Below are 21,167 nucleotides of genomic sequence, written 5' to 3'. Positions count from 1 at the left end.
GCTTTTTTTTATCCTATTTTCGTCGGTAACCAACAGCTGGCGATGAGGCCGCCCTCAGCGCCGTTCTCCAGCGTTAAATGACCATGATGGAGCTGTACGATACGCTGTACGATGCTCAGCCCAAGGCCGCTGCCGCCGTAGCGCTGGTCGAGACGTCGGAAAGGTTCGGTGATCGACTGGCGGTGCGCCTCATCAATACCCGGCCCCTGATCGGTAACGCTCACCCGGGTACCCCCCTCCGTCGCTGTTAATGCCACTTCAATGGTTGTGCCTGCCGGGCTGTAACGGGCGGCATTCTCCAGAAGGTTCCTTAGCATCAGACGTAACAGGACGGCGTCCCCCTGTACCGTCAGCGTGCTGTGGGCCGGCCATAATACCGTATGCTCTTTGGCTTCATGCTCCAGGCTAAGCGGAGCAATGATCGACTCAGTCCAGTTCACGGTATCGTAATGGCCGCTGGCCATCGCCTGTCCGGCACGCGCCAGCATCAGCAGCTGTTCCACCGTGTGCATCAGCTGATCGATCCGGTTTATCAGTGGCGTGGCCTGCGGGGAACCGGACTGAGCCATCAGTTCCAGATGGAGCCTAATCCCCGCCAGCGGCGTACGTAACTCGTGTGCCGCATCGGCGGTAAACAGGCGTTCCTGTTGAATAGTGTGGTCCAGCCGGGCGAGGAGTTGGTTGAGGGACGTGGTTACTGCGCCTATCTCTTCCATATCAGAATACATCGGCAGGGGAGTCAGATTATCCGCCGAACGGTTCGCAAGGCTGGCGCGAAGTTTGTTGAGTGGTCGGGTGATCCATGTGACTGCCCAGAATGAGAAGAGCAGGGTAAAACCGACCATCACCAGTGAAGGGACCAGCAGGGAGGCAATGGCTTCGCGGATCTCTTTTTCGACATGGTTGTTGCGTGCTTTAGCGGACAACGTTTCGTTCACCAGAAAACCGATCTGCTCGCGGCTCTCATGCCACAGCCAGACTACGCTAATGAGTTGAAAAAATAGCAGAATAACCGCCAGCAACACCATTAATCGCCGGCGCATACTGTTCATTTCTGGCTCTCCAGACGGTAACCCACGCCGCGTACGGTTTTGATGCGATCTTTACCGAGCTTGCGGCGCAGATTATGAATATGAACTTCAAGCGTGTTTGATCCTGGATCGTCCTGCCAGGAGTAGATGTCCTGTTGCAGCGTTTCACGGTGCACGGTCTGCCCGCTGCGCATGATCAGGCGCGTCAGCAGAGCGAACTCTTTTGGGGTCACTTCCACAGGCTGAGACTGGCGCAGCACCTGCTGAGTTTGCAGATTGAGGGTAATATCCCCGTCCGTCAGCAGGTTGTCGCTGTGGCCCTGATAGCGGCGGATCAACGCCCGTACGCGAGCCTGTAGCTCGGCAAGGGCGAAGGGTTTTACCAGATAATCGTCAGCGCCAGAATCAAGCCCGTTAATTCTGTCTTCAATGGCATCGCGGGCGGTGAGAATCAATACGGGATTCTCCACTCCGCGACGACGCCACTGGCAGAGCAGCGTCGCGCCGTCTTTATCCGGCAGTCCCAAATCCAGGATCACCAGGCTGTATTCACCGCTCTGGATCAGGGCATCTGCTTCAGCGGCCGTGGCGGCACAATCCAGGGCGTAGCCCTCATTGCCCAGCGCCAGCGCTAACCCTTCCTGCAATAACAGATCGTCTTCAACTATCAGTAGTTTCATCGCTAGTTATTCTGGTAGATGTCCTTATAGAGCCTGCTTTCGAAACGCACCAGTGGAATACGGCGATTGCGCTGGTCAGCCGGTTCGACGGCATAGCCGGAAAGATACTGCACAAATGCCATGCGTTGTCCGCTGGCGGTGGTGATAAAACCGGCAAGGTTGTAAACGCCTTGCAGGGAACCCGTTTTGGCTGACACTTTGCCATCCACGCCCGCAGCGTGAAGGCCCGCGCGGTACTGAAGAGAGCCGTCGTGTCCGGCAAGCGGCAGCATCGTAATAAAGTTTAGCTCAGCGTCATGCTGAGCAATGTACTGCAACACCTGCATCATGGTGGCCGGCGAGATCAGGTTATGACGCGATAAACCGGAACCATCAACGGCGATCGTATTGCCCAGATCGATACCCGCCTGCTGGCGCAGGATCTGACGTACGGCATCAGAACCGGCCCGCCAGGTGCCCGGCACACCAAAGCGCGCGTGCCCGATCATGCGGAACACCGTGTCGGCAATCATGTTATCCGACTTTTTCAGCATAATCTTAAGCAAATCATGCAGTGGCGCGGACTGTTTGCTGGCAATCACCGTGCCTGGCTCATTCACCTGCGTCTGGCGCAGCAGCGTTCCGGTGTAGGTTATGCCCGCCTGCTTCAGTTCATCTTTAAAAATGGCACCGGCATAACCTGCGCCATCCTGAATGGCAAAGGCCAGCGGGAGTGGATCGGCCCGCTGGGTCAGGCAGCCGGTGAGCGTATAGCGGTTGAGATCGCCCGGTACCACGTCCAGCTCGCAATACTGTGCCTCCGGGGAGCCTTTCGCCAGCGTCCGCACCTGGCTGAACATCGTGACCGGGTAGTAAGACGCCACGCGGATAAACGCTAAGTCATTTGGTTTTGGCGCGCTGTAAAGCGATACGGAGAAGCAGTTACGGTCAACGATGGCGGCGGCTGGCGGGGCGCTAAAACACTGCGTCATGTCGTTCCATGGCCAGCCAGGCGCTTTATCGTGGCTGGCGAAAATGGAGGTGTCGATCAGCACGTTGCCATCAATTTTTGTTACGCCGGATTTTTTCAGTACCGCCACCATGTTGCGGACATCCTGGCGCTTAAAGGTGGGATCGCCACCAAAACGGGCGATAAGATCGCCTTTCAGTTCGCCACCCTCAACGTTACCTCTGGTTTCAAGGGTGGTAGTAAAACGGAAGTCAGGCCCGAGCTGGAGCAGAGCGGCGAGGGCGGTGATCACCTTCTGGGTACTGGCAGGCAGCGCCATCTGTTGACTGTGATAGTCAATCTCGGGAGCCTGCGCGCCAACCTTCTGCACCATCAGGGCAAGGTTCGCGCCGGCGGGCAGTTGATTAATGTACTCATCAACATTCGCGGCCTGAACGGTGAACGTTATACTGGTAGTCAATCCGATGATAAAACTGGAAAATCGCATAATCTCGCGCTAACAACCCGAAAACAAACCGTCATACTACGGTGCATGGCACTGTAAAGTAAACGATGACCCATAGTGAACTTCGCGGTAAAATGCGTATCAAATTGAAAAATTGCTGCTGACCTGGGGCGTTGCTCCCGGGTCGGTTTTCTTTTTGCTTCTGGCCTGTTCAGGTGGGCTGGAGCAGGGAACACTGCTCCCAACAGGAATGTTTAAGAGGTATAACAAATGCAAGCTATTCCGATGACCTTACGTGGTGCCGAAAAACTGCGCGAAGAGCTGGATTTTCTGAAATCCGTGCGTCGCCCTGAAATCATCGCCGCTATCGCGGAAGCGCGTGAGCATGGCGACCTGAAAGAGAATGCTGAATACCACGCGGCGCGTGAGCAGCAGGGTTTCTGTGAGGGGCGCATTAAAGATATCGAGGCGAAACTGTCTAACGCGCAGGTTATTGATATCACCAAAATGCCAAATAATGGCCGTGTTATCTTCGGTTCTACCGTCAGCGTCCTGAATCTGGACAACGACGAAGAGCAGACCTATCGCATCGTGGGTGATGATGAAGCGGACTTCAAACAGAACCTGATTTCGGTGAACTCGCCAATTGCTCGTGGCCTGATTGGCAAAGAGCAGGACGATGTGGTCACCATCCGCACCCCTGGTGGTGAAGTGGAATACGAAATTATTAAGGTTGAATATCTGTAATTCGCTTCTCTACTAAGATGTTGATACATTGTAAAGAAAAGAAAAAGGCCGCATAGCGGCCTTTTATCAACTCACGGAGCATGGCATTTTGCTCGCCTGCTGAAAGAAATCCCTCGTTTCACACAGAAAATGTGTTCGATTCAGGATATCCTTAACGTGGCAGCGAGATTTTGCGCTCTTTAGATGGGCGATAGAGCACCAGCGTTTTACCGATGACCTGTACATTACAGGCGCCGGTTTCGCGCACGATGGCTTCCACGATCAGGTTTTTAGTGTCTCTGTCTTCAGAGGCGATTTTCACCTTGATCAGCTCGTGGTGTTCCAGCGCTTGTTCAATCTCGGCAAGCACCCCTTCGGTCAAACCATTGTTGCCAAGCATCACTACAGGCTTGAGCGGATGTGCCAGACCTTTAAGGTGCTGTTTTTGTTTAGTACTCAGATTCATCGTATATTTTTGCTTACGTTGGGATTGAAAACGGTTCATTCTACCGCCATCTCCCTAATATCGCCAAATAGCTGCGTAGAAATTTACGTCACAGGCAAGCAACGATGAACCAGGACGGAAATGTTAAATGACAGGTAAAAAGCGTTCTGCCAGCTCCAGCCGCTGGCTTCAGGAACACTTTAGCGATAAATATGTTCAACAGGCGCAGAAAAAGGGGTTGCGTTCCCGCGCCTGGTTTAAACTTGATGAAATACAGCAAAGTGACAAACTTTTTAAACCGGGAATGACGGTGGTCGACCTCGGTGCGGCACCTGGCGGATGGTCCCAGTATGCGGTTACGCAGATCGGCGGAACGGGCCGAATCATCGCATGCGATCTTTTACCAATGGATCCCATCGTCGGTGTCGACTTCCTTCAGGGCGACTTTCGTGATGAATTAGTGCTTAAAGCATTACTTGATCGTGTAGGTGACAGTAAGGTCCAGGTTGTCATGTCGGATATGGCGCCAAATATGTGTGGAACACCGGCGGTGGATATCCCCCGCGCCATGTATCTGGTGGAACTAGCGTTAGAAATGTGTCGTGATGTACTAGCGCCTGGTGGTAGTTTTGTTGTGAAGGTGTTTCAGGGCGAAGGTTTCGAGGAGTATCTTAAGGAAATTCGCTCCCTGTTTGCGAAGGTCAAAGTTCGTAAGCCGGACTCTTCCCGGGCCCGTTCCCGTGAAGTGTATATTGTAGCGACCGGGCGAAAATGATAACCGGGAGATTTCAGACGAAAGTTTGAATGAAACTGGATATAGAGTATCCTGACGCTGTTTTTAACACAGTTGTAATATGAGGTTAATCCCTTGAGTGACATGGCGAAAAACCTAATACTCTGGCTGGTCATTGCCGTTGTGCTGATGTCAGTATTCCAGAGCTTTGGGCCCAGCGAGTCGAATGGCCGCAAGGTGGATTATTCTACCTTCCTGCAAGAGGTCAATCAGGACCAGGTTCGCGAAGCGCGTATCAACGGACGTGAGATCAACGTTACCAAGAAAGATAGTAACCGTTACACGACTTACATCCCGGTGAACGATCCTAAGCTGCTTGATAACCTTCTGACCAAAAACGTCAAAGTGGTAGGCGAGCCGCCGGAAGAACCAAGCCTGCTGGCTTCTATCTTCATTTCCTGGTTCCCGATGCTGCTTCTTATCGGCGTCTGGATCTTCTTTATGCGCCAGATGCAGGGCGGTGGTGGCAAAGGTGCCATGTCGTTCGGTAAGAGCAAGGCGCGTATGCTGACGGAAGACCAGATCAAGACCACGTTTGCTGACGTAGCAGGTTGTGACGAAGCAAAAGAAGAGGTGGGTGAACTGGTTGAATACCTACGCGAGCCGAGCCGTTTCCAGAAACTGGGCGGTAAGATCCCGAAAGGCGTCCTGATGGTCGGCCCTCCGGGTACGGGTAAAACCCTGCTGGCAAAAGCCATCGCGGGTGAAGCGAAGGTGCCGTTCTTTACTATTTCAGGTTCTGACTTCGTTGAAATGTTCGTGGGTGTCGGTGCATCTCGTGTGCGTGACATGTTCGAGCAGGCTAAGAAGGCAGCACCGTGCATCATCTTCATCGATGAAATCGATGCCGTAGGCCGCCAGCGTGGCGCAGGCCTGGGTGGTGGTCACGATGAACGTGAGCAGACGCTGAACCAGATGCTGGTTGAGATGGACGGCTTCGAAGGTAACGAAGGTATCATCGTTATCGCGGCAACTAACCGTCCGGACGTACTTGACCCTGCGCTGCTGCGTCCAGGCCGTTTCGACCGCCAGGTTGTGGTCGGTCTGCCGGATGTTCGCGGTCGTGAACAGATTCTGAAAGTGCATATGCGTCGCGTACCGCTAGCGCCAGATATCGACGCGGCAATCATCGCGCGTGGTACTCCAGGCTTCTCCGGTGCGGATCTGGCTAACCTGGTCAACGAGGCAGCCCTGTTTGCCGCTCGCGGTAACAAGCGTGTAGTGTCCATGGTCGAATTTGAGAAAGCGAAAGACAAAATCATGATGGGTGCGGAACGTCGCTCCATGGTGATGACGGAAGCGCAGAAAGAGTCCACGGCATATCACGAAGCGGGCCACGCGATTATCGGTCGTCTGGTGCCGGAACACGATCCGGTACACAAGGTGACGATCATTCCACGCGGTCGTGCGTTGGGTGTGACCTTCTTCCTGCCTGAAGGCGACGCGATCAGCGCCAGCCGTCAGAAGCTGGAAAGCCAGATCTCAACCCTGTACGGCGGTCGTCTGGCAGAAGAAATCATCTACGGTGCGGAACATGTTTCCACCGGTGCGTCGAACGATATTAAAGTGGCGACAAACCTGGCGCGTAACATGGTGACCCAGTGGGGCTTCTCCGACAAACTCGGTCCGCTGCTGTATGCAGAGGAAGAGGGCGAGGTGTTCCTGGGCCGTTCCGTGGCAAAAGCGAAACATATGTCCGATGAAACGGCACGTATCATCGACCAGGAAGTGAAAGCGCTGATTGAACGTAACTACGCTCGCGCCCGTCAGATCCTGAACGACAATATGGACATCCTGCATTCGATGAAAGATGCGCTCATGAAATATGAGACCATCGATGCACCACAGATTGACGACCTGATGGCGCGCCGCGAAGTGCGTCCGCCGGCAGGCTGGGAAGACCCAGGCGCGTCTAACAATTCTGACAACAATGGCACCCCGCGTGCGCCGCGTCCGGTCGATGAACCGCGTACGCCAAACCCGGGCAACACCATGTCAGAGCAGTTAGGCGACAAGTAAGTCACTGCTGTTGAAGCGTTTGTCTGTATCTCAAACCCTGGAGCTTGCTCCGGGGTTTTTCTTATCTGTTTAACCACATTAATCCCAGGGACTTCACCATGAAACTATTCGCCCAGGACTCGCATCTCGACCTTTCACATCCCCATGTGATGGGGATCCTGAATGTCACGCCTGATTCCTTCTCTGACGGCGGCACGCATAATTCGCTTATCGACGCGGTTAAACACGCGAATTTAATGATTAACGCGGGTGCCACCATCATTGACGTTGGAGGGGAGTCAACGCGACCTGGCGCGGCGGAGGTTTCGGTGGAAGAAGAGCTGGCGCGCGTGGTGCCGGTGGTGGAGGCTATCGCCCGGCGCTTTGAAGTGTGGATCTCTGTTGATACCTCCAAACCCGAAGTGATCCGTGAAGTGGCGAGAGTGGGCGCTCACATTATCAATGATATCCGCTCGTTGACCGAGCCGGGCGCGATTGAAGCCGCCGCAGAAACCGGGCTACCGGTGTGTCTGATGCATATGCAGGGCCAGCCTAAGACAATGCAGGAGGCGCCAAAATATGAAGACGTGTTTGCCGACGTCACCCGCTTCTTTATTAAGCATATCGAACGCTGTGAACGTGCGGGTATCGCAAAAGAGAAATTGCTGCTCGACCCGGGCTTCGGTTTCGGTAAAAATCTCTCACACAATTACGCGTTGCTTGCGCGCTTATCAGAGTTTCATCAGTTCGGCCTGCCACTGCTGGTGGGAATGTCGAGAAAATCGATGATTGGTCAGTTGTTGAATGTCGGGCCGAGCGAACGTCTGAGCGGCAGTCTGGCCTGCGCGGTGATTGCCGCGATGCAAGGTGCACACATCATTCGCGTACATGACGTAAAAGAAACAGTAGAAGCCATGCGTGTGGTGGAAGCCACACTGGCAGCGAAGGAAAACAAACGCTATGAGTAATCGTAAATATTTTGGTACCGATGGCATCCGTGGGCGCGTAGGCGATGCGCCAATTACCCCTGACTTTGTCCTGAAGCTGGGCTGGGCAGCGGGGAAAGTGCTGGCGCGTCATGGCTCCCGTAAGATCATTATTGGGAAAGATACCCGTATTTCGGGTTATATGCTGGAGTCCGCGCTGGAAGCCGGGCTGGCGGCGGCGGGGCTTTCAGCTTCCTTTACGGGGCCAATGCCGACTCCTGCTGTTGCCTATCTGACCCGCACCTTCCGTGCGGAAGCGGGCATCGTCATTTCCGCTTCCCATAACCCGTTCTATGACAACGGTATCAAATTCTTCTCCATCGACGGCACTAAACTGCCGGATGACGTGGAAGAGGCGATTGAAGCGGAAATGGAAAAAGAGATCACCTGTGTTGACTCCGCTGAGCTGGGTAAAGCAAACCGTATTGTCGATGCCGCAGGCCGCTACATTGAATTCTGCAAAGGCACTTTCCCGAATGAGCTGAGCCTGGCACACCTCAAAATTGTGGTGGACTGTGCCAACGGTGCGACTTACCACATTGCGCCGAATGTGTTCCGCGAGCTGGGTGCGAAAGTGATCACTATCGGCTGCGAGCCGGACGGTCTGAACATCAACGAAGAAGTTGGCGCGACAGACGTGCGTGCCTTGCAGGCGCGTGTCCTGGCTGAAAAGGCCGATCTGGGTATTGCCCTGGATGGCGATGGTGACCGTGTGATCATGGTTGATCACGAAGGTAACAAGGTCGATGGCGATCAGATCCTCTACATCATTGCGCGTGAAGGCCTGCGTCAGGGGCAACTGCGCGGTGGCGCGGTGGGCACTTTGATGAGCAATATGGGTCTGGAACTGGCGCTGAAACAGCTGGGCATCCCGTTTGTTCGTGCGAAGGTGGGTGACCGCTACGTGCTGGAAAAACTCCAGGAGAAAGGCTGGCGTATTGGCGCGGAAAACTCCGGCCACGTGATCCTGCTCGATAAAACCACCACCGGTGACGGCATTGTGGCGGCGCTTCAGGTTGTTGCCGCGATGGCGCGTAACCATATGAGCCTGCACGATCTGTGCAGCGGCATGAAAATGTTCCCGCAGATCCTGGTCAACGTGCGTTTCACCGCGGGTAAAGGTGACCCGCTGGAAAATGATAACGTGAAAGCGGTGATGGCAGAGGTGGAAGCGACGCTTGGCAGCCGTGGGCGCGTCCTGCTGCGTAAGTCGGGTACCGAGCCGCTGATCCGCGTGATGGTGGAAGGCGAAGACGAAGCGCAGGTGACTGAATTTGCGCACCGCATTGCGGATGCAGTCAAAGCTGCATAATCTTTCAGAATAAGTGTTTAAAAAGGCGGCGTTTGCCGCCTTTGTTTTAAACAATTAATGGCTTTTTGCTGTTTTTTTCCGCAGTTGATACAATGCCTCGAAAATGCCCTTGCGAAGGTGATTCGCTTTGGTTAGTATTCACACCCGCTTCAGTGGGAAACAAAATCCTGCTAATTGGTCGAAGCATTGGTATGCGGCAAATCCGCAAGGAACAGGTTGATTATGTACGAAGCTCTTTTAGTTATTTTCCTTATTGTAGCCATCGCTCTCGTAGCGCTGATTATGCTACAGCAAGGTAAAGGCGCTGATATGGGAGCCTCCTTCGGAGCAGGCGCTTCTGGTACGCTGTTCGGTTCAAGTGGTTCTGCGAACTTCATGACCCGCACGACGGCGATTCTGGCTACGCTGTTCTTCATTATCAGTCTGGTGCTGGGCAATATCAACAGCAACAAGACCAGTAAAGGAAGCGAGTGGGAAAATCTGAGCGCGCCAGCAAAAACTGAGCAAACTCAGCCAGCTGCACCGGCTAAGCCAACCAGCGATATCCCGCAGTAAGTATTCCGTACCGAGGTGGTGGAATTGGTAGACACGCTACCTTGAGGTGGTAGTGCCCTAACGGGCTTGTGGGTTCGAGTCCCATCCTCGGTACCAATATTCCAGAAGAAAGACGTCGCAAGACGTCTTTTTTTCGTCTCTATATTCTGTGTTTCCGATCTATTGTAGGGCGGGTAAGCGCAGCGCCACCCGCCGTTTTGCCCGGCGGCGCTGCGCTTACCGGGCCTACGAAGACCACAAAAAAGGCGCCCATTGGGCGCCTTTTGCATGTCTTGCTGTCGATTACTTCTTATCGCTGTGTTCCAGGTTCTCAACCTGCGGCAGACCATTACCGGAATTCGCGGAGAGCAGGCCATTCTCAACATAGTTGAACAGCTTCTCACGGGTATCGGTGATGTCCAGGTTACGCATGGTCAGCTGGCCAATACGATCGTCCGGAGAGAATACTGACTCACCTTTCTCCATGGTCAGACGCTCTGCTTTATAGGTCAGGTTGTCAGACACGGTGTTCAGGATGGAGTAGTCGTTACCGCGACGCAGTTCCAGGGTCACTTCGCCGGTGATGGCGCTTGCCACCCAACGTTGCAGGGCGTCACGCAGCATCAGCGCCTGTGGATCAAACCAGCGACCCTGATACAGCAGTTTGCCCAGCTGACGGCCATGAGCGTGATACTGCTCAATGGTGTCTTCGTTGTGAATACCGGTCAGCAGACGCTCATAAGCGATGTGCAGCAGCGCCATCCCTGGAGCTTCGTAAATGCCGCGGCTTTTTGCTTCGATGATACGGTTTTCGATCTGATCGCTCATACCCAGCCCGTGACGACCGCCGATGCGGTTTGCTTCCAGCATCAGTTCAACATCGTCGGAGAAGGTTTTACCGTTCAGGGCAACCGGATGACCGCGTTCGAAACGCACGGTCACTTCTTCCGCCGGGATCTTAACGTTCTCATCCCAGAACTTCACGCCCATGATCGGGTTAACAATTTTTACGCTGGAATTCAGGAATTCCAGGTCTTTCGCTTCATGCGTCGCACCCAGCATGTTGGAGTCGGTTGAGTAGGCTTTCTCAACCGACATCTTGTAGTCAAAGCCGCAGGCAATCATAAACTCAGACATTTCATGACGGCCACCCAGCTCGTCGATGAAGTCGGTATCCAGCCACGGTTTGTAGATCTGCAACTCGGCGTTGGTCAGCAGGCCATAACGATAGAAACGTTCAATATCGTTGCCTTTATAGGTGCTACCGTCCCCCCAGATGTTCACGCCATCTTCTTTCATGGCGGCGACCAGCATAGTGCCGGTGACGGCACGACCCAGCGGGGTGGTATTGAAATAGGTCAGGCCGCCGGTAGTGTTATGGAAAGCACCGCACTGGATCGCGGCAATCCCTTCGGCGACCAGCTGCTTACGGCAGTCGATCAGACGTGCGTTCTCTGCGCCATATTCCATGGCACGACGAGGGATCGCGTCATAATCTTCCTCGTCCGGCTGACCCAGGTTCGCAGTATATGCATAAGGAACCGCTCCCTTCTGGCGCATCCACAGCAGTGCAGCGCTGGTATCCAGGCCGCCAGAAAAAGCGATGCCAATACGTTGTCCTACCGGGAGATGCTTGAGAATCGTCGTCATATAATAAAATCCTGCTTGATTGACTGATTAGAGACCGCTTTCGCTCTCGATGCATTTTTATGCAAAATAAGTGAGTATTCATTTAATCATCTTTTATCGACGACCGAAAGAGACGTGTGCGTTTTTTGTAAAAATTTCCCTTTTATTGCCCTGGCCGAAGTTGGGTTGACAGGTGGGGTCAACTATCAATATACTGAATGCCGATTTTACGTCCCGTCTTCGGTACCAAATCCCAGCATTATTTGCAAATTCTGTCCAAAACGCGTAGAATTTGCCACGTTTCAGGCGCGGGGTGGAGCAGCCTGGTAGCTCGTCGGGCTCATAACCCGAAGGTCGTCGGTTCAAATCCGGCCCCCGCAACCACTTTCCCATAAAGTTCTTTTTCAAATATACTGTGAAGACTTAGAGCCTTCGTAGCTGGATTTGAAAAAATGCTTTCGGAGAGTGCTCCAGGCCACAGTTGTGGCTATAGGGTTCAGTTATCTAAAGCCCCGATTTATCGGGGTTTTTTGTTATCTGACTACAGAATAACTGGGCTTTACGCCCTTTTTTTATGTCTTGGGGGTGGGCTTGTCCACATTAGAGCAAAAATTAACAGAGATGATTACTGCGCCGGTCGAAGCACTGGGCTACGAACTGGTCGGCATCGAATTCGTTCGCGGCCGTACATCCACACTGCGCATCTATATTGATAGTGAAGATGGCATCAATGTTGATGATTGTGCTGATGTCAGCCACCAGGTGAGTGCGGTTCTTGATGTTGAAGATCCGATTACCGTTGCGTACAACCTGGAAGTTTCCTCACCTGGCCTCGATCGTCCGATGTTCACGGCCGAGCACTACGTGCGCTTTACCGGTGAAGAAGTGGCTCTCGTTCTGCGTATGGCCGTACAGAACCGCCGTAAATGGCAGGGAATTATCAAAGCCGTTGATGGTGAAATGATCACGGTGACAGTCGAAGGCAAAGATGAAGTGTTCGCGCTGAGTAATATCCAGAAGGCGAACCTGGTTCCCCACTTTTAACAGTCTGGATTGAGGTGAAAAGCCCGCGATGAACAAAGAAATTTTGGCTGTTGTTGAAGCCGTCTCCAACGAGAAATCACTGCCGCGTGAGAAGATTTTCGAAGCGCTGGAAAGTGCACTGGCTACAGCAACCAAGAAAAAATACGAACAAGAGATCGATGTTCGCGTAGAAATCGATCGTAAAAGCGGTGACTTCGATACATTCCGTCGTTGGGTAATCGTTGAAGAAGTGACCCAACCGACCAAAGAGATCACCCTGGAAGCGGCACGTTTTGAAGACGAAAGTCTGAACGTGGGTGACTACGTTGAAGATCAGATTGAATCTGTTACCTTCGACCGTATCACCACCCAGACCGCGAAGCAGGTTATCGTGCAGAAAGTTCGCGAAGCCGAGCGCGCGCTGGTTGTCGATCAGTTCCGCGATCAGGAAGGCGAAATCATCACTGGCGTGGTGAAGAAAGTGAACCGCGACAACATCTCTCTGGAGATCAAATCCGAAGGGCTGCCGGGTAACGCTGAAGCCGTGATCCTGCGTGAAGACATGCTGCCGCGTGAAAACTTCCGCCCAGGCGACCGTATTCGTGGTGTGCTGTATGCCGTACGTCCTGAAGCGCGTGGTGCACAGCTGTTCGTGACGCGTTCTAAACCAGAAATGCTGGTTGAACTGTTCCGTATCGAAGTGCCGGAAATCGGCGAAGAAGTTATCGAAATCAAAGCGGCGGCCCGCGATCCGGGTTCCCGTGCGAAAATTGCGGTGAAAACCAACGACAAGCGTATCGACCCGGTCGGTGCTTGCGTCGGTATGCGTGGCGCACGTGTTCAGGCGGTTTCTACCGAACTGGGCGGCGAGCGCATTGATATCGTTCTGTGGGACGACAACCCGGCGCAGTTTGTGATCAACGCAATGGCACCGGCTGATGTGGCGTCTATCGTTGTTGACGAAGACAAACACACCATGGATATCGCTGTAGAAGCGGGCAACCTGGCGCAGGCGATTGGCCGTAACGGTCAGAACGTACGTCTGGCGTCACAGCTGAGCGGCTGGGAACTCAACGTGATGACCGTTGATGACCTTCAGGCCAAGCATCAGGCTGAAGCCCACGCGGCGATCGATACCTTCACCAAATACCTGGACATTGACGAAGACTTCGCCACTGTGCTGGTTGAAGAAGGTTTCTCTACGCTGGAAGAACTGGCCTACGTGCCAATGAAAGAGCTGCTGGAAATTGACGGTCTGGATGAACCAACCGTTGAAGCCCTGCGTGAACGCGCTAAAAACGCACTGACCACCCTGGCGCTGGCTCAGGAAGAAAGCCTTGGCGATAAGAAGCCGGCTGATGACCTGCTGAATCTGGAAGGTCTTGATCGTGCGATTGCGTTCAAGCTGGCTGCCCGTGGTGTTTGTACGCTGGAAGATCTCGCTGAGCAAGGCGTTGATGACCTGGCCGATATCGAAGGTTTAACCGACGAGAAAGCCGGCGAACTCATCATGGCCGCACGTAATATTTGCTGGTTCGGCGACGAAGCGTAATAAACTGTAGCAGGAAGGAACAGCATGACTGATGTAACTGTAAAATCGCTGGCTGCTGAGATTCAGACCTCCGTGGACCGCCTGGTACAGCAATTTGCTGATGCAGGGATCCCGAAGTCCGCTGATGACTCGGTGACCGCGCAAGAAAAACAAACCTTGTTAGCGCACCTGAACCGTGAACACGGCTCTACGCCTGATAAGTTAACGCTACAGCGTAAAACGCGTAGCACGTTGAACATCCCTGGTACCGGTGGCAAAAGCAAGTCGGTACAAATTGAAGTCCGCAAGACGCGCACCTTTGTAAAACGTGATCCGCAAGAGGCAGAACGCCTTGCCGCGGAAGAGCAGGCACAGCGTGAAGCGGAAGAACAAGCTCAGCGTGAGGCAGAAGCCACTGCCAAACGTGAAGCAGAATTAAAAGCTGAACGTGAGGCCGCAGAAAAAGCGAAACGCGACGCCGGTGAAAAAGCGAAGCGTGACGCTGCGGAAAAAGACAAAGTGAGCAATCAACAGACCGACGAAATGACCAAAACTGCCCAGGCTGAAAAAGCCCGCCGTGAAAATGAAGCTGCCGAGCTGAAGCGTAAAGCGGAAGAAGAAGCCCGCCGCAAGCTTGAAGAAGAAGCTCGCCGCGTCGCCGAAGAAGCGCGTCGCATGGCAGAAGAAAACGAGAAGAATGGTGTGAATACTGCTGAACCAACTGAAGATACCAGCGATTATCACGTCACCACGTCTCAGCATGCGCGTCAGGCAGAAGACGACAACGACCGCGAAGTAGAAGGTGGTCGTGGTCGTACTCGCAGTGCAAAAGCTGCGCGTCCTGCGAAAAAAGGTAACAAACACGCTGAATCAAAAGCTGACCGTGAAGAAGCGCGTGCAGCGGTTCGCGGCGGTAAAGGCGGCAAGCGTAAAGGTTCCGCTCTCCAGCAGGGCTTCCAGAAGCCTGCTCAGGCCGTTAACCGTGACGTTGTGATCGGCGAAACTATCACCGTTGGCGAACTGGCTAACAAAATGGCGGTGAAAGGCTCTCAGGTCATCAAAGCGATGATGAAACTGGGCGCAATGGCCACCATCAACCAGGTCATCGACCAGGAAACCGCACAGCTGGTTGCCGAAGAGATGGGCCACAAAGTTATCCTGCGTCGTGAAAACGAGCTGGAAGAAGCAGTAATGAGCGACCGTGATACGGGCGCAGCGGCTGAACCGCGCGCACCGGTTGTGACCATCATGGGTCACGTTGACCACGGTAAAACCTCTCTGCTTGACTACATTCGTTCTACTAAGGTTGCCTCCGGCGAAGCGGGTGGTATTACCCAGCACATCGGTGCTTACCACGTAGAAACCGAAAACGGCATGATCACCTTCCTGGATACCCCAGGCCACGCAGCGTTTACCTCAATGCGTGCTCGTGGTGCTCAGGCAACGGATATCGTTGTTCTGGTTGTTGCTGCCGACGATGGCGTGATGCCACAGACCATTGAAGCTATCCAGCACGCGAAAGCGGCGCAGGTGCCTCTGGTTGTTGCAGTCAACAAAATCGATAAGCCAGAAGCTGATATGGATCGCGTGAAGAACGAACTGTCCCAGTACGGCGTTATGCCGGAAGAGTGGGGCGGTGAAGCGCAGTTCATCCCTGTATCTGCAAAAGCAGGTACCGGTATCGACGACCTGCTGAACGCTATCCTGCTTCAGGCTGAAGTTCTGGAGCTGAAAGCGGTTCGTAAAGGTATGGCGAGCGGCGCGGTAATCGAATCCTTCCTGGATAAAGGTCGTGGTCCGGTTGCAACCGTTCTGGTTCGCGAAGGTACTCTGCACAAGGGCGACATCGTTCTGTGTGGTTTCGAATACGGTCGCGTTCGCGCGATGCGTAACGAACTGGGTCAGGAAGTGCTGGAAGCGGGTCCGTCCATTCCAGTGGAAATCCTGGGGCTGTCCGGTGTTCCGGCTGCCGGTGACGAAGTAACCGTCGTACGTGACGAGAAGAAAGCGCGTGAAGTCGCTCTGTATCGTCAGGGTAAATTCCGTGAAGTGAAGCTGGCTCGTCAGCAGAAATCCAAACTCGAGAATATGTTCGCCAACATGACCGAAGGCGAAGTTCACGAAGTGAACGTTGTTCTGAAAGCGGACGTTCAGGGTTCTGTGGAAGCGATCTCCGACTCCTTGCTGAAACTGTCTACCGACGAAGTGAAAGTGAAGATCATCGGTTCTGGCGTAGGTGGTATCACCGAAACCGACGCAACTCTGGCAGCAGCGTCAAACGCGATCCTGGTTGGCTTCAACGTTCGTGCTGACGCATCTGCGCGTAAAGTGATTGATGCTGAAAGCCTGGATCTGCGTTACTACTCCGTCATCTATAACCTGATTGACGAAGTGAAAGCAGCGATGAGCGGCATGCTGTCTCCTGAGCTGAAACAGCAGATCATCGGTCTGGCTGAAGTACGTGACGTGTTCAAATCACCGAAATTCGGTGCGATCGCGGGCTGTATGGTTACCGAAGGGACCATTAAGCGTCACAACCCAATCCGCGTTCTGCGCGACAACGTGGTTATCTACGAAGGTGAGCTGGAATCCCTGCGCCGCTTCAAAGATGACGTTAACGAAGTTCGTAACGGCATGGAATGTGGTATCGGCGTGAAGAACTACAACGACGTTCGCGTTGGCGATATGATCGAAGTGTTCGAGATCATCGAAATTCAGCGTACCATCGCGTAATCTTCGTCAACTGAAGATTAATTAGCGTAGGCCGGGTAAGCGAAGCGCCACCCGGCAGTAATTTTAAAAAGGGGCTTAAGCCCCTTTTTTGTCTGGAGAATTTATTATGGCGAAAGAATTTGGTCGCCCACAGCGCGTCGCGCAGGAGATGCAGAAAGAGATCGCTCTCATTCTGCAACGTGAAATCAAAGATCCACGCGTGGGTATGATGACCACCGTGTCTGGCGTGGAAATGTCCCGCGACCTGGCGTACGCCAAAGTGTTTGTAACTTTCCTGAATGACCAGGATGAAGACGCTGTGAAGAACGGCATTAAAGCGTTGCAGGAAGCCTCTGGTTTCATTCGCTCTCTGCTTGGCAAAGCGATGCGCCTGCGTATCGTGCCAGAGCTGACCTTCTTCTACGACAACTCGCTGGTTGAAGGTATGCGTATGTCCAACCTGGTGACCAGCGTGGTGAAACATGACGATGAGCGTCGTGTTAACCCGGCGGACGACAGCAAGGAGGACTGATGAGTCGTCCTCGTCGTCGCGGTCGTGACGTGCATGGCGTGCTCTTGCTGGATAAACCACAGGGCGCATCCAGCAACGACGTGCTGCAAAAAGTGAAGCGTATTTATAACGCCAACCGAGCAGGGCACACTGGCGCGCTGGATCCGCTGGCAACCGGCATGCTGCCGATCTGCCTGGGGGAAGCGACAAAGTTTTCCCAGTACCTGCTGGATTCCGATAAGCGCTACCGCGTGATTGCCAAACTGGGCCAGCGTACGGATACCTCCGATGCAGATGGCCAGGTGGTGGAAGAGCGCCCGGTGACCTTCAGCGCAGAGCAACTTGATGCGGCGCTGGACAGCTTCCGTGGTGATACGCTACAGGTGCCGTCGATGTATTCGGCGCTGAAATATCAGGGCAAAAAGCTCTACGAATATGCACGTCAGGGCATTGAGGTTCCGCGCGAAGCTCGTCCGATTACCGTGTATGAGCTGCTGTTCATTCGTCACGAAGGTGATGAACTCGAGCTGGAAGTACACTGTTCGAAAGGGACCTATATCCGCACCATCATTGATGACCTCGGTGAAAAGCTGGGCTGCGGCGCGCATGTGATTTATCTGCGTCGTCTGGCGGTCAGCAAATATCCGGTCGAACGCATGGTGACGCTTGAGCATCTGCACGCCCTGATTGAGCAGGCGCAAGCGCAGGGCGTTGCGCCGGCCGATCTGCTGGACCCGCTGCTGATGCCAATGGACAGTCCGGCAGTGGACTTCCCGGTTGTTAATCTTCCTTTAACATCGTCCGTTTACTTTAAGAACGGAAACCCGGTTCGCACAACGGGGGCACCGCTTGAGGGCCTGGTACGCGTGACGGAAGGTGACGAAGGGAAATTCATCGGTATGGGCGAAATGGACGGCGAAGGGCGTGTGGCGCCGCGTCGTCTGGTCGTCGAATATCCGGTCGAAGCGTGACGGTGATAACGCCTTACCTTGCGATAAGCAGGGGAGACGAGTAGAATATCGCCGCTTAACGCCTGGTAAATTGTTTAACAATCTGCGGGGCGTACATGGGATAGCTGAATTAGAGATCGGCATCCTTACATTCTTTATACTTTGGAGTTTGAAAATGTCTCTAAGCGTTGAAGCTAAAGCTAAAATCGTTTCTGAGTTTGGTCGTGGTACTAACGACAGCGGTTCTACCGAAGTTCAGGTTGCACTGCTGACTGCACAGATTAACCACCTGCAAGGTCACTTTGCAGAGCACAAAAAAGATCACCACAGCCGTCGTGGTCTGCTGCGTATGGTTTCTCAGCGTCGTAAACTGCTCGACTACCTGAAGCGTAAAGATGTTGCACGCTACACCGCGCTGATCGAGCGTCTGGGTCTGCGTCGCTAATTCTTGCGAGTTTCAGAAAAGGGGGCCTGATGGCCCCTTTTTTCAACCAGACGGCAGCAATTCAATGGAAACTATTGTATTGTTGCTATAAATGATCTTCATTGCAGAGGTTCGCGCGGCTAATGAGAGGCTTCACCCAGGGGGGTGTCGGTTGTCATTAGTCGCGAGGATGCGAAGAAGGTCGGGTTAAATCGTCAGCACACCTGAGGTGTGCTTTCAAACATTTAAGAAAGGACAGAACTTTGCTGAATCCGATCGTTCGTAAATTCCAGTATGGTCAGCATACCGTCACGCTGGAAACCGGCATGATGGCGCGTCAGGCTACTGCTGCCGTTATGGTAAGCATGGATGACACTGCTGTATTCGTTACCGTAGTTGGCCAGAAAAAAGCTAAACCAGGTCAGGACTTCTTCCCGCTGACCGTTAACTACCAGGAGCGTACCTACGCTGCCGGTAAAATCCCAGGTGGCTTCTTCCGTCGTGAAGGCCGTCCAAGCGAAGGCGAAACCCTGATCGCGCGTCTGATTGACCGCCCGGTTCGTCCGCTGTTCCCGGAAGGCTTCGTGAACGAAGTGCAGGTTATCGCAACCGTTGTTTCCGTTAACCCGCAGGTTAACCCGGATATCGTTGCGATGATCGGTGCGTCTGCTGCCCTGTCACTGTCTGGTATTCCATTCAATGGTCCAATCGGTGCTGCGCGCGTGGGTTACATCAATGATCAGTACGTGCTGAACCCAACTCAGGAAGAGCTGAAAGAGAGTAAGCTGGACCTGGTTGTCGCCGGTACTGAAGCCGCGGTGCTGATGGTTGAATCCGAAGCTGAACTGCTGAGCGAAGACCAGATGCTGGGCGCTGTGGTCTTCGGCCACGACCAGCAGCAGGTTGTTATCCAGAACATCAACGACCTGGTGAAAGAAGCCGGTAAACCACGTTGGGACTGGCAGCCAGAAGCGGCAAACGACGCGCTGAACGCACGCGTTGCTGCACTGGCAGAATCTCGTCTGAGCGACGCATACCGCATCACCGACAAACAGGAGCGCTATGCTCAGGTTGATGTGATCAAATCTGAAGTGACCGCGACCCTGGTTGCCGAAGACGAAACGCTGGACGCTAACGAAATTGGCGAAATCCTGCATGCCATCGAGAAAAACGTTGTTCGTAGCCGCGTACTGGCAGGCGAGCCGCGTATTGATGGCCGTGAAAAAGACATGATCCGTGGTCTGGACGTGCGTACTGGCGTACTGCCACGTACTCACGGTTCTGCGCTGTTCACCCGTGGTGAAACGCAGGCGCTGGTAACCGCGACCCTGGGTACTGCACGTGACGCACAGATCATCGACGAACTGATGGGCGAGCGCACTGACAGCTTCCTGTTCCACTACAACTTCCCTCCGTACTCTGTGGGCGAAACCGGTATGGTTGGCTCACCGAAGCGTCGTGAAATTGGTCACGGTCGTCTGGCGAAGCGCGGCGTGCTGGCAGTGATGCCAGAAGCAGACAAATTCCCGTACACCGTACGTGTGGTGTCTGAAATCACTGAATCCAACGGTTCTTCTTCCATGGCTTCCGTGTGTGGTGCTTCTCTGGCGCTGATGGATGCAGGCGTGCCAATTAAAGCCGCCGTTGCGGGTATCGCAATGGGTCTGGTGAAAGAAGGCGACAACTACGTTGTTCTGTCTGACATTCTGGGTGATGAAGACCACCTGGGTGATATGGACTTCAAAGTGGCGGGTTCCCGCGACGGTATCTCTGCTTTGCAGATGGATATCAAAATTGAAGGTATCACCAAAGAGATCATGCAGGTTGCTCTGAACCAGGCTAAAGGTGCGCGTCTGCACATCCTGGGCGTGATGGAACAGGCTATCAACGCGCCACGCGGTGATATCTCTGAATTCGCTCCGCGTATTCACACCATCAAGATCAATCCAGACAAGATCAAAGATGTTATCGGTAAGGGCGGTTCCGTTATCCGTGCACTGACCGAAGAAACGGGCACCACCATCGAAATCGAAGATGACGGTACTGTGAAGATCGCAGCAACCGACGGCGAGAAAGCGAAATACGCTATCCGTCGTATCGAAGAGATCACGGCAGAAATCGAAGTGGGCCGTATCTACAATGGTAAAGTGACCCGTATCGTTGACTTTGGCGCATTCGTTGCCATCGGTGGCGGTAAAGAAGGTCTGGTACACATCTCTCAGATCGCTGACAAGCGCGTTGAGAAAGTGACCGATTACCTGCAAATGGGTCAGGAAGTACCGGTGAAAGTTCTGGAAGTTGACCGCCAGGGCCGTATCCGTCTGAGCATTAAAGAAGCAACCGAGCAGTCTCAGCCTGCTGCGGCGCCGGAAGCTCCGGCTGCTGAACAGCAAGGCGAGTAAGGTTGCCATTTGCCCTCCGCGCAGGCGGAGGGCTTATTATCAGGCAGGACGCCTTGTTAAGCCGCCGGGGGACAGGACGTTCATCC

At 53.7% G+C, this 21,167-nt stretch carries 18 protein-coding genes and 2 tRNA genes; 15 read left to right on the top strand and 5 right to left on the bottom strand.

Translation table 11 applies throughout. The annotated features are described in order from the left end of the window. Positions 1-8: 8 nt before the first annotated feature. The 3 genes from pmrB to dacB are packed head-to-tail and all read right to left on the bottom strand — an operon-like array spanning position 9 to position 3,147. Entirely contained in the window at positions 9-1,052 is a 1,044-nt protein-coding gene (gene pmrB / locus ACOTYB_RS13345; protein WP_003861821.1) for a two-component system sensor histidine kinase PmrB, read from the bottom strand. After that, positions 1,049-1,711: a two-component system response regulator PmrA gene (gene pmrA, locus ACOTYB_RS13340; RefSeq protein ID WP_003861819.1), complete on the bottom strand. Its 663-nt coding sequence runs from the start codon at positions 1,709-1,711 to the stop codon at positions 1,049-1,051. The genes pmrB and pmrA overlap by 4 nt, the downstream gene beginning before the upstream one ends. A gap of 2 nt (positions 1,712-1,713) precedes the next feature. Next, positions 1,714-3,147, bottom strand: a complete 1,434-nt coding sequence (gene dacB, locus ACOTYB_RS13335; protein ID WP_003861817.1) for a serine-type D-Ala-D-Ala carboxypeptidase — start codon at positions 3,145-3,147, stop codon at positions 1,714-1,716. 228 nt (positions 3,148-3,375) lie between these two features. Here dacB and greA point away from each other — a divergent pair, with 228 nt between their 5' ends. Further along, positions 3,376-3,852 (top strand): transcription elongation factor GreA, encoded by a 477-nt coding sequence (gene greA, locus ACOTYB_RS13330; protein ID WP_006812122.1) that lies wholly within the window; start codon positions 3,376-3,378, stop codon positions 3,850-3,852. Between the two features lie 151 nt (positions 3,853-4,003). Here greA and yhbY read toward each other — a convergent pair whose 3' ends face one another. Next, the gene (yhbY, locus tag ACOTYB_RS13325; protein ID WP_003861814.1) at positions 4,004-4,297 is read right to left on the bottom strand and encodes a ribosome assembly RNA-binding protein YhbY; all 294 of its coding nucleotides are present in this window, start codon (positions 4,295-4,297) and stop codon (positions 4,004-4,006) included. Between the two features lie 127 nt (positions 4,298-4,424). Between yhbY and rlmE the strand changes: the two genes are divergently transcribed. The 6 genes from rlmE (at position 4,425) to ACOTYB_RS13295 (ending at position 10,016) form a co-directional block, all read left to right on the top strand. Beyond that, positions 4,425-5,051, top strand: a complete 627-nt coding sequence (rlmE, locus tag ACOTYB_RS13320) for a 23S rRNA (uridine(2552)-2'-O)-methyltransferase RlmE (RefSeq protein WP_003861812.1) — start codon at positions 4,425-4,427, stop codon at positions 5,049-5,051. 102 nt (positions 5,052-5,153) lie between these two features. Continuing rightward, positions 5,154-7,088, top strand: coding sequence for an ATP-dependent zinc metalloprotease FtsH (gene ftsH, locus ACOTYB_RS13315; protein WP_003861810.1), 1,935 nt, complete (start codon positions 5,154-5,156; stop codon positions 7,086-7,088). Between the two features lie 98 nt (positions 7,089-7,186). After that, complete coding sequence (gene folP / locus ACOTYB_RS13310; protein WP_220153378.1) at positions 7,187-8,035, top strand: dihydropteroate synthase; 849 nt, start codon at positions 7,187-7,189, stop codon at positions 8,033-8,035. After that, complete coding sequence (gene glmM, locus ACOTYB_RS13305) at positions 8,028-9,365, top strand: phosphoglucosamine mutase (RefSeq protein WP_003861804.1); 1,338 nt, start codon at positions 8,028-8,030, stop codon at positions 9,363-9,365. Before folP ends, glmM begins: the two co-directional genes overlap by 8 nt. Before the next feature lie 222 nt (positions 9,366-9,587). After that, positions 9,588-9,920, top strand: a complete 333-nt coding sequence (gene secG / locus ACOTYB_RS13300) for a preprotein translocase subunit SecG (RefSeq protein ID WP_003861803.1) — start codon at positions 9,588-9,590, stop codon at positions 9,918-9,920. A 9-nt stretch (positions 9,921-9,929) separates the two neighbouring features. Beyond that, positions 9,930-10,016 (top strand) — tRNA-Leu (locus ACOTYB_RS13295). A 186-nt stretch (positions 10,017-10,202) separates the two neighbouring features. Here the strand turns inward: ACOTYB_RS13295 and argG are convergent. Then, positions 10,203-11,549, bottom strand: a complete 1,347-nt coding sequence (gene argG / locus ACOTYB_RS13290; protein WP_022649518.1) for an argininosuccinate synthase — start codon at positions 11,547-11,549, stop codon at positions 10,203-10,205. Between the two features lie 286 nt (positions 11,550-11,835). Here argG and ACOTYB_RS13285 point away from each other — a divergent pair. The 8 genes from ACOTYB_RS13285 to pnp all read left to right on the top strand — a co-directional run bounded on the left by ACOTYB_RS13285 (position 11,836) and on the right by pnp (position 21,081). Next, positions 11,836-11,912: transfer RNA gene (locus tag ACOTYB_RS13285), tRNA-Met, on the top strand. 207 nt (positions 11,913-12,119) lie between these two features. Beyond that, positions 12,120-12,572, top strand: a complete 453-nt coding sequence (gene rimP / locus ACOTYB_RS13280) for a ribosome maturation factor RimP (protein WP_014833432.1) — start codon at positions 12,120-12,122, stop codon at positions 12,570-12,572. Positions 12,573-12,600: 28 nt separating this feature from the next. Next, positions 12,601-14,103, top strand: a complete 1,503-nt coding sequence (gene nusA, locus ACOTYB_RS13275; protein WP_003861798.1) for a transcription termination factor NusA — start codon at positions 12,601-12,603, stop codon at positions 14,101-14,103. Between the two features lie 24 nt (positions 14,104-14,127). Next, positions 14,128-16,815, top strand: coding sequence for a translation initiation factor IF-2 (gene infB, locus ACOTYB_RS13270; protein WP_003861796.1), 2,688 nt, complete (start codon positions 14,128-14,130; stop codon positions 16,813-16,815). A gap of 106 nt (positions 16,816-16,921) precedes the next feature. Next, a complete protein-coding gene (rbfA, locus tag ACOTYB_RS13265) occupies positions 16,922-17,326 on the top strand; it encodes a 30S ribosome-binding factor RbfA (protein WP_003861793.1) in 405 nt (134 codons plus the stop codon). Next, on the top strand, positions 17,326-18,276 hold the full coding sequence (truB, locus tag ACOTYB_RS13260) for a tRNA pseudouridine(55) synthase TruB (protein WP_003861791.1): 951 nt from the start codon (positions 17,326-17,328) through the stop codon (positions 18,274-18,276). The genes rbfA and truB overlap by 1 nt, the downstream gene beginning before the upstream one ends. Before the next feature lie 154 nt (positions 18,277-18,430). Next, entirely contained in the window at positions 18,431-18,700 is a 270-nt protein-coding gene (gene rpsO / locus ACOTYB_RS13255) for a 30S ribosomal protein S15 (RefSeq protein ID WP_003861789.1), read from the top strand. Positions 18,701-18,942: 242 nt separating this feature from the next. Then, positions 18,943-21,081, top strand: coding sequence for a polyribonucleotide nucleotidyltransferase (gene pnp / locus ACOTYB_RS13250; RefSeq protein ID WP_003861786.1), 2,139 nt, complete (start codon positions 18,943-18,945; stop codon positions 21,079-21,081). The last annotated feature ends 86 nt before the right edge of the window (positions 21,082-21,167 follow it).

It is taken from the genome of Enterobacter cloacae complex sp. IR5450 (assembly GCF_049238665.1).
In the GTDB taxonomy this organism is placed as follows: Bacteria; Pseudomonadota; Gammaproteobacteria; order Enterobacterales; family Enterobacteriaceae; genus Enterobacter; species Enterobacter hormaechei_C.
Note: the sequence above shows the minus strand (reverse complement) of the source record. Positions and strands in the feature narration are given on the sequence as shown.